The sequence below is a fragment of the Streptomyces sp. NPDC042364 genome, from assembly GCF_056437585.1.
The window spans coordinates 262175-273602 of record NZ_JBWKAJ010000008.1; the positions used below are offsets into that span (position 1 = coordinate 262175).

The 11428-nt window shown below is 73.4% G+C and carries 11 protein-coding genes; 3 read left to right on the forward strand and 8 right to left on the reverse strand.

The features are described from left to right. Positions 1-80: 80 nt before the first annotated feature. Positions 81-971, reverse strand: a complete 891-nt coding sequence (locus AC067N_RS18795; RefSeq protein ID WP_478679996.1) for a sirohydrochlorin chelatase — start codon at positions 969-971, stop codon at positions 81-83. Positions 972-1246: 275 nt separating this feature from the next. On the opposite strand from AC067N_RS18795, the gene AC067N_RS18800 reads away from it, so the two are divergent. Then, complete coding sequence (locus AC067N_RS18800; RefSeq protein ID WP_478680122.1) at positions 1247-1912, forward strand: SanA/YdcF family protein; 666 nt, start codon at positions 1247-1249, stop codon at positions 1910-1912. Positions 1913-2111: 199 nt separating this feature from the next. Here AC067N_RS18800 and AC067N_RS18805 read toward each other — a convergent pair whose 3' ends face one another. Both AC067N_RS18805 and AC067N_RS18810 read right to left on the reverse strand, forming a co-directional pair. Then, positions 2112-2648 carry a hypothetical protein gene (locus AC067N_RS18805; protein WP_478679997.1) on the reverse strand — a complete coding sequence of 179 codons (537 nt, stop codon included), beginning with the start codon at positions 2646-2648 and terminating at the stop codon, positions 2112-2114. Positions 2649-2914: 266 nt separating this feature from the next. After that, positions 2915-3400 carry a hypothetical protein gene (locus AC067N_RS18810; RefSeq protein ID WP_478679998.1) on the reverse strand — a complete coding sequence of 162 codons (486 nt, stop codon included), beginning with the start codon at positions 3398-3400 and terminating at the stop codon, positions 2915-2917. 316 nt (positions 3401-3716) lie between these two features. On the opposite strand from AC067N_RS18810, the gene AC067N_RS18815 reads away from it, so the two are divergent. Next, positions 3717-5879 carry a molybdopterin oxidoreductase family protein gene (locus AC067N_RS18815; RefSeq protein WP_478679999.1) on the forward strand — a complete coding sequence of 721 codons (2163 nt, stop codon included), beginning with the start codon at positions 3717-3719 and terminating at the stop codon, positions 5877-5879. A gap of 139 nt (positions 5880-6018) precedes the next feature. On the opposite strand, the gene AC067N_RS18820 is transcribed toward AC067N_RS18815, so the two are convergent. The 4 genes from AC067N_RS18820 to AC067N_RS18835 all read right to left on the reverse strand — a co-directional run bounded on the left by AC067N_RS18820 (position 6019) and on the right by AC067N_RS18835 (position 9333). Beyond that, positions 6019-6441 carry a gamma-glutamylcyclotransferase family protein gene (locus tag AC067N_RS18820; protein ID WP_478680000.1) on the reverse strand — a complete coding sequence of 141 codons (423 nt, stop codon included), beginning with the start codon at positions 6439-6441 and terminating at the stop codon, positions 6019-6021. 46 nt (positions 6442-6487) lie between these two features. Beyond that, positions 6488-7333 carry a TIGR03943 family putative permease subunit gene (locus tag AC067N_RS18825; RefSeq protein ID WP_478680001.1) on the reverse strand — a complete coding sequence of 282 codons (846 nt, stop codon included), beginning with the start codon at positions 7331-7333 and terminating at the stop codon, positions 6488-6490. Then, positions 7330-8463 carry a permease gene (locus AC067N_RS18830; protein WP_478680002.1) on the reverse strand — a complete coding sequence of 378 codons (1134 nt, stop codon included), beginning with the start codon at positions 8461-8463 and terminating at the stop codon, positions 7330-7332. Before AC067N_RS18830 ends, AC067N_RS18825 begins: the two co-directional genes overlap by 4 nt. A gap of 231 nt (positions 8464-8694) precedes the next feature. Then, positions 8695-9333 carry an NADPH-dependent FMN reductase gene (locus AC067N_RS18835; protein WP_478680003.1) on the reverse strand — a complete coding sequence of 213 codons (639 nt, stop codon included), beginning with the start codon at positions 9331-9333 and terminating at the stop codon, positions 8695-8697. Between the two features lie 370 nt (positions 9334-9703). Here AC067N_RS18835 and AC067N_RS18840 point away from each other — a divergent pair, with 370 nt between their 5' ends. Continuing rightward, entirely contained in the window at positions 9704-10258 is a 555-nt protein-coding gene (locus AC067N_RS18840) for a hypothetical protein (RefSeq protein WP_478680004.1), read from the forward strand. Positions 10259-10484: 226 nt separating this feature from the next. Here AC067N_RS18840 and AC067N_RS18845 read toward each other — a convergent pair whose 3' ends face one another. Beyond that, complete coding sequence (locus AC067N_RS18845; protein WP_478680005.1) at positions 10485-11270, reverse strand: sulfite exporter TauE/SafE family protein; 786 nt, start codon at positions 11268-11270, stop codon at positions 10485-10487. Between the last annotated feature and the right edge of the window lie 158 nt (positions 11271-11428).

Genomic DNA, 11428 nt, shown 5'->3' on the forward strand with positions numbered 1-11428 from the left:
CACATTCGATACGGCCCCGCGCCCCCCTTGAACGCCCCTTGAACGCCCCTTGAACACGTTCCCTCTGGTGGTGCGGCGCCTTACGCGGTCGCCAGCGACCGTAGGGCCGTCGCGTCCGGGGTGGCCATGACCTGGTCGTAGCGGTGGAGGACCAGGCTCGCCATCGCCGGGTGGGTGCCCAGCGGGGCCGAGGCGATCCAGGGGGCCGCCTCGGCGCACTCCGTGGCGAAGCGGCCGGGTGCCGTGAAGCAGGAGGCGATCGCCACCCGGGTGCGGCCTCGGGCGGCGAGGGCGCGCAGGGCGTCGGGCACGGTGGGCGCGGCGGTGGTCGCGTAGGCGGGGACGACGGGGACGCCCAGGCGTTCGGCGAGGAGGTGGGCGGTGCGGCCGGTGTCGACCTTCGACTCGGGGTCGCGGGAGCCTGCCGCGGCGAGGACGACGGCACTGCTGTGGCGGGTCTCGGCGTCGGCCGGGGTGCGCCAGCCGGCCTCGACGAGGCGGGCGTACAGGGTCTCCACGAGGAGCGGGTGCGGGCCGAGCGGGGCGGCCACGCGGGCGCGTACCGGGGTCTCGGCGGCCATCTCGGGGATGTCCCGCTTGACGTGGTAGCCGCGGCTGAGGAGGAGGGGGACGAGGACGGCCTCCCGGTCGCCGAGGGCAGCGAGGGTGTCGGGCAGCAGGGGCTCGTTCAGCTCGATGTGGCCGAGGTGCACGGACAGGCCGGGGCGCTGCTCGCGTACGCGGTCCATGAGGGTGCGTACGGTGGCCGGCGCGCGGGGGTCGCGGCTGCCGTGCGCCACCAGGACCAGGGCGGGGGCGGGCGGGGTGGGGCGCCGGGTCCCGTTGAGCGAGACGAGGCTGAGCTGGCTGGCCAACTGGTCACCGATCCGGTTCATGAGGTGCGCCGTACTGGCGAGGTCCGCGTTCGGCTTGCACGTCGTCCTGCTCGTCCTGCTCGTCGTCGCCGTCATGCGTCGATGGTGCCGGGGGGAGGTTGCCTCCCCGTTGCACCGTGGTGACGGGTGTTTTCCGGCGGTTCACGGTGCGCCGTGCGGGGGTGTGAACCTCATTGACCTGGGATTTCAACACGATCGGGTGAAACTTGTCACGCGGGGCGGTGAACCGGATCACCGCGGACGACGTCTTCGTTGGTCGGAATGGCGGGCGCGCTCGGGTCCGTCGGAAACAAGCACGACACATCGGGTGCGTGCGACGGACGGGGGCTGCGGTGAGGCGTGTGAGGCGGGTGCTCCGGCTGCCGCGAACCCGTGCGGGGCGGCGGCGGGCCGTGCAGGTGGCGATGGGGCTGTGCGTGCTGGCGCTGCTGCCCTCGACCTGGATGTTCACCGCGGCCGACGGCCGGCTGCGGACCACGGCCGACGTCCCGCGCACGGATGTCGCGATGGTGTTCGGTGCGGGTCTGTGGCGGGGCGAGCCGTCGCCGTATCTGGCGCGGCGGCTGGACGCGGCGGCCGAGCTGTACCGCTCGGGCCGGATAGAGGTCGTGCTGGTCACCGGGGACAACAGCCGTGAGGAGTACGACGAGCCGGACGCGATGCGCGCCTATCTCACCGACCACGGGGTGCCCGACCGGCACATCGTCAGCGACTACGCCGGCTTCGACACCTGGGACTCCTGCGTCCGCGCCAGGAAGATCTTCGGCGTGGACCGTGCGGTGCTGATCAGCCAGGGCTTCCACATACGCCGGGCGGTCGCGCTGTGCCAGGAGGCGGGCGTCGAGTCGTACGGCGTCGGGGTGCAGGACCGGCATGACGAGACCTGGTACTACGGCGCCACCCGCGAGCTGTTCGCCGCCGGCAAGGCCTCCCTCGACGCCCTCTTCGAGCCGGACCCCCGGTTCCTCGGGCCGCAGGAGCCGGGCGTCGCGAAGGCGCTCGCGTCAGCCCGCTAAGGGTTGTCCCGTAATTTCCGGTGGATCAGCGCGCGGCGTCGGATGCGGTGCATCGCAAGGCGGAGGAGCGTCCGCATACTGGATGTACGCGGACGTTCCGACAACGCGGCGAGGTGCCGTAGCCGGCGTCGCACGCCCGCCGGGAATTACGGGACAACCCTCAGGGGCTGTCCGGGCAGATCGGTGACGCGTCGACGGGCTACTTGATCAGCGCGTTCGCGATGATGATCGCCAGGCCGATCAGCATGTCCAGGCCGCCCGCGCGGCACGAGGACGGCCATCCGTACCCGGCGGTGCGGGCCGCCGCGACGCCCCAGGCGAACAGGGCGACGGTGTTGAACAGCAGGGCCACGTCCACCGCGACGGCCTCGGTCCACCACCCGGCCACCGCCGCGAGCAGGAGCGCCACCGTGGGCAGGACGGCGGCCACCAGCGGCCACTCGGCGAGCGCCAACCGCAGTCTGCTCGTCCTGACCGCCCCGGCCACGGACGCACGCTGCGCGATGACGTGCGCGTAGCCGTGGGCTGCGCCCGACGCCAGCGCGGTGAGCAGTACCCACAGGGCGTCCGGGCCGGGGTCGGCCTTCTCGCCCGCCGCGTCGAGCGCGGCCACCAGGGCACTGGCCAGCACCAGCCCGTAGATGCCGCTGAACAGGGACTGCTCCGGCGGCCGGTGCCGTCGGATCCGCCCCGGTGCGGCGCTCTCGGTGCGGATGTGGCCGGGGCTGTCGGGCATCGCATCGCCTCGGTACGGGAGGGGGGCCGGATCCGCACATGCTCGCCCGCGCGGCCTCGGGGAGCAGGACGCCACGCGGTGCCGGCGGGAGTGTTGCGCCCCAATGGTGGCTGCCGGGGACATCCACCATGCCGTCGACTCCGGCCGGGCCAGAGGTCGTCACATGCGTCTGCCGGGGCCCTCGCGGGCCCCGGCAGCATGCCGACGGGCAGGCACGAACTCGGTGCACCGGGACCGCCCGATCAGGGTCCCGGCGCACGGTGGGACTACTTGTGGTCGATCGTTCCCCACCAGCCCTGGTCCACGGCGCAGTCCCAGCCCTTGCCCCGGACGGCGAGCTTGACCTCGTAGTCCCTGTTGACGTTGCCCATGCGCGTCTTGACGCGGAAGCCGGTCGTGCCCTTGGCCTTCAGCTTCTTCGTGAAGACGGTGACGGTCTTGGTGGTCCGCTTGGTGATCTTGCTTCCCTTGGTCGGCGTCGCGTAGCCGAACTTCAGGTTCACCGGCTTGTTGATGGTGAGGCTGACGCTGGAGAAGCTCTTGGTCTTGCTGGTGTTCTTCAGGCCGAAGTACAGGCCGCCGTTGGTCACCCAGCCGTTGGCGTCGACGTAGAAGCGCTTCGGGGTGGAGATCTTGATCGGGCAGCCGCCGGCCCGGGCGTCGGCGCCGGCCGCGGCGGCGGTCCCGGCGAGGCCCAGCTGAGCGGCGGTCAGGGCCCCGACGGCGCCCAGCACGGCGACGGTGGTGCGCATGCGGTTCACGGTGATGATCCTTCTTCCCCCTACGGCCCTCACGGGCCACGTGACAGGACGTGCGCCGCACGGGGCTCAGGGCACGACCCCCGTGTCGGTGCGCCCGTAGTTCTTAGCACGCACGGCCGAACGTCTGGACGGTGTGCGCCCGCGCGGGCGCACACGGTGACAGAACTGCGACATCGCCCGAACCGTTCGTTCACCGTCCCCGCCGTCCGCTCCTCACTCCCGGCCGGAGCCCGACGGGAGGTCCCCGTGCCGGTCGCGTAACGGAGGGCGTCCCGGCGCGTAACACGTCCGACGCACGCTGAGTGGTATGCCGAACTCCGCGACGCCGACCCACTGCCCGTACTGCGCCCTGCAGTGCGGGATGAACCTGACGCCCGCTGCGGACGGGACCGACGGTGTCGTTGTGGTCTCGGAGCGCGCGGACTTCCCGGTGAACCGGGGCGCGCTGTGCGGCAAGGGCCGTACGGCGCCGGCGGTGCTCTCGTCCCGGGTGCGGCTGACCACTCCTCTGGTCAGAAGGGCGGGCGTCCTGGAGCCCGCCTCCTGGGACGAGGCACTCGACCGGATCGCCGGGGAGCTCACCCGCACGCGTACGGAGCATGGCCCGGACGCGTGCGGTGTGTTCGGCGGCGGCGGACTGACCAACGAGAAGGCGTACGCGCTCGGCAAGTTCGCGCGGATCGTGCTGGGGACCTCGCAGATCGACTACAACGGGCGGTTCTGCATGTCCTCGGCCGCGGCCGCCGGGATCAAGGCGTTCGGGCTCGACCGGGGGCTGCCGTTCCCGCTGGAGGACATCCCGAGGACCGGGTGCGTCGTCCTCGTGGGGTCGAACCTCGCCGAGACCATGCCACCGGCACTGCGCTACTTCACGGAACTGCGGGAGAACGGCGGCAAGCTCGTCGTCATCGACCCGCGCCGCACCCGGACCGCCGAACAGGCAGACCTGCATCTCGCGCCGCGGCCCGGCACCGATCTCGCGCTCGCGCTCGGACTGTTGCATCTGATCGTCGCCGAGGGGCGCACCGACGAGGAGTACATCCGCGAGCGGACGAGCGGCTGGGAGGAGGCGCGGGCCGCGGCCATGGCGCACTGGCCGGAGTACGTGGAGCGGATCACGGGGGTGTCCGTTCCCGAACTCCGCGAGGCGGTCCGGCTGTTCTGCGAGCCGGAGCACGCCATGGTGCTCACCGCGCGCGGCCCCGAGCAGCAGTCCAAGGGCACGGACACCGTGGGCGCGTGGATCAACCTGACGCTGGCGACGGGGCGCGCCGGGCGGCCGCTGTCCGGGTACGGGTGCCTCACCGGGCAGGGCAACGGACAGGGCGGGCGTGAACACGGCCAGAAGGCGGACCAGTTGCCCGGCTACCGCAAACTGGTCGACCCCGAGGCGCGGCGGCATGTCGCCGAGGTGTGGGGCGTCGACCCGGACAGTCTGCCCGGCCCCGGGCGGAGCGCGTACGAGCTGCTGGACGCGCTGGGCACCGACATCCGGGCGCTGCTGCTGATGGGGTCCAACCCGGTGGTGTCGGCGCCGCGGGCCGCGCACGTCGAGGAGCGGATCAGGTCGCTGGAGTTCCTCGCGGTGTGCGACGTGGTGCTGTCGGAGACGGCGGCGCTGGCGGATGTCGTGCTGCCGGTGACGCAGTGGGCCGAGGAGACGGGGACGACGACCAATCTGGAGGGGCGGGTGCTGCTGCGGAGGCGGGCGATCACTCCGCCCGAGGGTGTCCGCAGCGATCTGGAGGTCATGCGCGAGCTGGCCGACCGGCTGGGCGTCGAGAAGGGCTTCCCGACCGATCCCGAGGAGGTCTTCGAGGAGCTGCGGCGGGCCAGCGCGGGCGGGGTGGCCGACTACTCGGGCATCACCTACCGGAGGCTGGCGGAGGAGAACGGGGTGTTCTGGCCCTGTCCCGCGCCGGGCGGCGACGCGGACCCCGCGACTGGCGGCGGTGCGGGCTTCGCCGCGGGCACCGGTGCCGGCTCCGGCCCGTCCGCCGGTGCGCATCCCGGTACGCCGCGGCTCTTCCTGGAGCGGTTCGCCACGGAGGACGGGCGGGCGCGGTTCGTGCCCGTATCGCACCGGGCGGCGGCCGAGGAGCCGGACGACGAGTACCCGGTACTGCTCACCACCGGGCGGGTCGTGGCCCAGTACCAGTCGGGGGCGCAGACGCGACGGGTGGACGAGCTGAACGCGGCGGCGCCGGGGCCGTTCGTGGAACTGCACCCGCGGCTGGCCGAGCGGCTGGGCGCGGCGGAGGGGGATCCGGTGGCGGTGGTGTCGCGGCGGGGGCGGGCGGTGGCGCCCGCGCGGATCACCACGGCGATCCGGCCCGACACCGTGTTCATGCCGTTCCACTGGCCAGGGGAAGGACGTGCGAACACGTTGACGAATCCGGCGCTCGACCCGACGTCCCGGATGCCGGAGTTCAAGACGTGTGCGGTGCGGGTGGAGGCGGTGGGGCGGTAGGGGGCCGGGTGCCCTCGGCTGTTGTCGGGGCGCGCGAGGGCTCGGGGCTGCGGGTTCGTTCGGCGGGTGCGGGTGGGCGGGGGTTGTGCGCGCCCACGCGGCGGAGCCGCAGGTGTCACCGCCCCGCGCCCCCGAGTTCTCACGCGGACCGGCCCGCACGCCACCAGTCGCCGCTCCTGATCAGCCTGCCCCGCGTCCGCAGCCGCGCCGCGACAGCCGGCGCGGCGACATAGACCCAGGCCTGCGCGGACGTGCCGTCGGCGAGCACGGCGGCACGCCGGACCCGTTCGTAGACGTTGCCGGCGGCCCCGGGGCTGTACTCCTCCAGGTGGTCCAGCGACCGCAGGAGCGCCTCGTACTCCTCGGGGCGGGCCGTGATCAGGTCGCCCGTCACCACTGCCGCCCCGCCGGGTGACTCGACGGCGTACGGGTAGCCGGGGCCGTCGTACAGGGTCAGGCCCCGCATCGTCGCCGGTTCCTCGGAGCCGGTACGGCCCCGGAGGAAGCGGGCGTGGTTGTGCTCGCCGGGGCGCAGCGTGCCGTAGACGAAGAAGGGGAGCACCGTTCTCCTCTCCAACTGTGTGGTGCGGGCCTTTACGGAAGGGCTGTCAGGAGGCCAGGGGCGGGAGGGCGTCCGTGTAGCCGTTCGTCGGGCGGGCGACCTTCTCGATGCTGCGGACGTCGAGGGCGGCGTCCGCGGAGCTCGTGCCGAGGGTGCCGCCGGGGTGCCAGGTGCCGGTGACCGTGACCCAGGTGTCCGCGGGCGGGGCCGGGGTGCCGTGGGCGCGGACCTTCACGAACTGGGTGTCCGCCGCGCAGCAGCTGAAGATCGAACGGGTCAGGTACCAGCCGTCGCCGCTCTCGTCGGGCGTCGCGAAGCCGGTCATCCGGACCACTCGGCCCTCGATGGCCTTCCTGCGGTCCTGCTGCACGCGGGTGGTGAAGTCCGTGAGGGTCATCGGGAGCGGTGACGTGGCGGGGAGCGGGTCGAACGCGTCCTGGTCCTTGACGGCCACGGCTTTCGGCGCCTCACGGGACGCGCTGTACGCGCCGATCGCCGGGGGCGCGTAGAAGAGCAGGCTCAGGGCGGGGAACAGGAGGAGCCAGGCTATGCGGGGCGGAGTGGAGTGATCGTGGCCGTGGGCATGGGAGCCGTCGTGGCCGTGGGCGTGGGCACCGTCGTGGCCGGCGTCGGGAGCGGCTGTACCGGCCGCACCGCTCGCCGCGGGGCTCGCCGCGGGGCCGGTTTCCGGTCGGCCCGGGTTGGGGGCGGTCGGTTTCCGGAGCGACCACGCCTCCGCCGCGCCCAGCAGGAGCAGCAGGGCTCCTGAGGCGATGAGCAGGGGGCGCATGCCCTCCTTCACATACCTGAGATAGAGGTCGGTGAACACCGTCGCGTGGAGCAGGCCGAGGCCGCTGAGGAGGAGCAGGAGGGCCTGGAGCGGTCGTTTCACAGCAGAACGCCTCCGATCAGGGCACTGGCGAGGATCGCCACGACGACGGTCGCGGCGGAGAAGCGGATCGCGAAGGCCCGGCCGAAGGTGCCCGTCTGGAGGGCGATCAGCTTCAGGTCGACCATCGGTCCGACCACCATGAACGTCAGTCGCGCGAGGGGCGAGAAGCCGGAGAGGGAGGCGGCGACGAAGGCGTCGGCCTCGGAGCAGACGGACAGCAGGATGGCGAGCCCGGCGAGGAAGAGCACCGAGAGCCACGGCGACTCGGCGAACGTGTCGAGTACGGAACGCGGAACCAGCACGTTGAAGGTGGCCGCCGCCATCGCGCCGACGACCAGGAAGCCGCCCGCGTGCAGGAAGTCGTGCTGGAACCCGAGCCGGAACTCCGTCCAGCGGCTCCGCCCCGGCCGGTGGCCCGTGTGCCGTGCGGCCGGCTTCAGCCACTCGGTCCGGCCCAGCCAGAGCCACAGCCAGCCCATCGCGGCGGCGGTGAGGAGCGAGGCGAGGAGCCGGGCCAGCACCATCTCGGGGCTGCCGGGGAAGGCGACGGCCGTGGCGACCAGGACGATCGGGTTGACGGCGGGGGCGGACAGCAGGAACGCGAACGCGGCGGCCGGGTCCACCCCGCGCCGTATCAGGCTGCTCGCGACCGGTACGGACGCGCACTCACAGCCGGGCAGTACGACTCCGGCGGCGCCCGCCACCGGGACCGCCAGGGCGGGGTTGCGGGGCAGCACCCGGTTGAACACCCTCGCCGGCACGAACGCGTTGATGGCCCCCGACAGGGCCGTACCGAGCAGCAGGAACGGCAGCGCCTGCACGGCGATGGACAGACACACCGTCCGCCACGTCTGCACGGCCGGTTCCTCCAGCCCCCGGCCGACGAGGAACAGGACGGCTCCGGGGACCACGGCCGCACCGAGGAGCAGCAGGGGCCAGTGACGCGGCCAGGAGTGCCCGGGGGCGGTGTCGTCGAGGTCGGGGGCGCCCGGGGTGGGGCCGGGTATCGGGCCGCTCTCGGCTGCGTCCTCGGGGTCGGTCGTCGTGGTGGGCGGGCCCGGGTCGGCCGCCTTCGAGCGGGTCGCCTTCACCGCCGCCGTCTCCTCGGCCGATCCGTCTGTCTTCTGCATGCCAGCTCCGAATGTCGGATGATCGGATCGAACATAGCGGGCGCTTCGGCATCATGGGGGCCCGGGCATGGCGTGACCCCGTACGGCGGGCGGTTCGGTGGTCCGGGCGGGGGGTGAGGGCGTCGCCGCAGTGGCTCATTGTCGCGGGGGTTGCGGGGACTCCCTGGCGGGGGCGGGCCTGCGGCCCCCTTCAGGCGCACGGGGACCCGCGCGAACGGCCGGCCGACGCCGTCACCCGTACGGTCGCTTCTCCTTCGCCTCCCGCAGCGCCCTCCCCCACCACGCCAGCTGGTCGAGCATCGCCTTCGCGGCGGCGTCGGGGCCGGACGGGTCCTTGAGGTGGCCGGTGTCGTCGAAGGACCCGTGGGCGTTGTGGAAGGAGACGGTGTCGCGGACCGTGGTGGCGTGGAGCTCGGCGAAGACCTGGCGGAGATGCTCGGTCGCGCGGAGGCCGCCCGAGACGCCGCCGTAGGAGACGAGGGCGACCGGTTTGGCGCGCCACTCGTGGAAGTGCCAGTCGATGAGGTTCTTCAGGGCCGCCGGGTAGGAGTGGTTGTACTCGGGCGTCAGCACCACGAACGCCTCGGCGGACGCCAGCTTCGGCGTGACCTCCGCCAGCTGCGCCGTCACCTCGGGGGTCGGCGCGAACGTCGTCGGAAGGTCGATCCCGGCGACATCCACGACGTCCGCCTCGAAGTCGTCGTGCTCCCGTACCCGGCCCAGGAGCCATGCGGCCACCACCGGTCCGAACCGCCCCGTGCGGTTGCTCCCGACGACCACCGTCACCCGGACCGGGGCGGAGGACGAGGGGGCGGAAGAGGGGGTGGGAGCGGCGTGGGGAACGGCTTGCTCTGCTGTCGAGGTCGTCATGGCGCCCACCCTCCTACCTCGACTCAACTTGAGGTCAAGCCGCAGCGTCCGCCCTCCCCCACCCCGCCTCCTCCGCCCGGCTCCCCTGCCGCGCCCTCCCCTCCTCCGCCCGGCTCCCCTCCCGCGCCCTCCCCTCGCCCCCACACCACACCGCGACCCCCGGGTCACCCGTTCACACCTCCCCCGCCCCGTCCGTCGCACCCCCTCCGCACATCACATCGATGACCTGCCCGAACACCGCCCGCCCCGCCCTTGTCCGCCCTCCCCCGACACCCGTTCACCCTCTTTCTGACGGCCCTTCAGGGAGCGCTTCCGTCCAGGTGCCCCTTTGCTCGGAAGGGCAAGGCGACTCCCGGGAGGAGCAGGCTCGATGGGACACATAGCCCGGACGCTGACCGGCACCGCGCTCGCCGTCCTCACCGCGGCCTGCGCCGCCGCCCTTGCCGCCGCTCCCGCCGCAGCCCCGGCCCACGGCGGCGAGGAGGGCGGACGGCTGGAGCTGTCCCCCGCCGCCGTCGTCCCCGGTGACGAGGTGACCGCCGCCACGGCGGCCTGCGGTGCGGACGGTACGGGTACGGGCGACGCCAGTGCGGTCGGGGCCGGCTCCTTCCCGGTCGCTCCCGGTGCCGGGCGACCGTGGCCCAGCGGCCGGTTCGAGGTGCCGCCGAGCGCCGAGCCGGCGACGTACGAGATCGCCGTGACGTGCGCGAAGGGCGGGCGCCGGGTCGCCGGGGACCTCGTGGTCTCGCTGACCGGCGCCCACAGTGCGCGGCCGGCGCGGCCGAGGGGGAGTGTGAAGGCGGGGGCCGGCGGCGCATCCGCCCCCGACCCCCTGCGGACCGCGGCGGGCATGGCCGCTCTGGCCGTCGCCGCCGTGGGCGGTACCTGGCTCCTGCGTCGCCGGGCGAGAGGCGACGGGACCTGACGGACACCCTCCGCCGTCCGTCCGCCGGTACCGCCGTCCCCTCCTCCCCTCCGGGCCCCGCCCCTTCGGCCCGGAGGGGAGGAACAGGGGGAGGGCCGGAGGGCAGGACACAGGACCGCGCGGGCCACGTCGCCGCACCGGGCCGCGCGGGCGACCCGACCGGCTACCGGGGGAACGCCGGCGTCGTCGCCCGCCTCACCGCCGCCGCGCCCGGTGGGCCCTCCGCTCACGCCACCCACTGCTCGTACGCCATCTTCGCCACCAGCGTGAACACCACCGTCAGCAGCACGACCCGTACGAAGCCGCTGCCCTTCTTCAGCGCCGTGTGCGCGCCGACCGTCCCCCCGACGAGGTTGAACACGGCCATCAGCGCGGCCAGCTGCCAGTACACCGTGCCCTTCCAGGCGAACGTGGCGAGGGCGCCCGCGTTGGTGCAGCAGTTGACGATCTTGGCGGTGGCGGAGGCGGTGACGAGGTCGAGATGGAGGACCGCGGTGAGGGTGAGGACGAGGAACGTACCGGTGCCGGGTCCGATGAGACCGTCGTAGAAGCCGATGCCGACGCCCGCGAGGCCGATCGCGGCGAGGACGCGGCGGGCCGAGACCGGGCCGGTGGCCGGTGCCGTGCCGAAGGAGGGGCGCAGGATCACGAAGGCGCCCACACCCAGCAGGACCACCATGACCACCGGCTTCAGGATCTCGGTGCTCATCCCGGCGGCGACGAAGGCACCGGCCGTCGAGCCGGCGAGCGCCGCGAGACCGATGCGGACGGCGATCCGCACGTCCACCGGGGTGCGGCGGGCGTAGGTCACCGCCGCGCCGGTGGTGCCGACGATCGCGACCGCCTTGTTGGTGCCGAGGGCGTACTGGGCAGCGGCGGAGCCGTTCGGGAGGCCGAGGAGGAGGGCGGGCAGGAGCAACAGCCCGCCCCCGCCCACCACGGCGTCGATCCAGCCGGCCGCGAGGGCCGCGAGGCACAGGACGACGACCATGGTCAGCGATATGTCGGGCATGATCGGACCCTACGGGGGGACATAGGTGTGCCGTCCATCGACCTGAGGGATTTCTGAGGTTCCCCGAGGGCTCGCCGCCGACGGGGGGGCCGCCGGGCCCCCGTCTCCCGTATACGCCCGTATGCCGGTCGTCTCTCCTGGTCAGCGGCGGTCCGGGT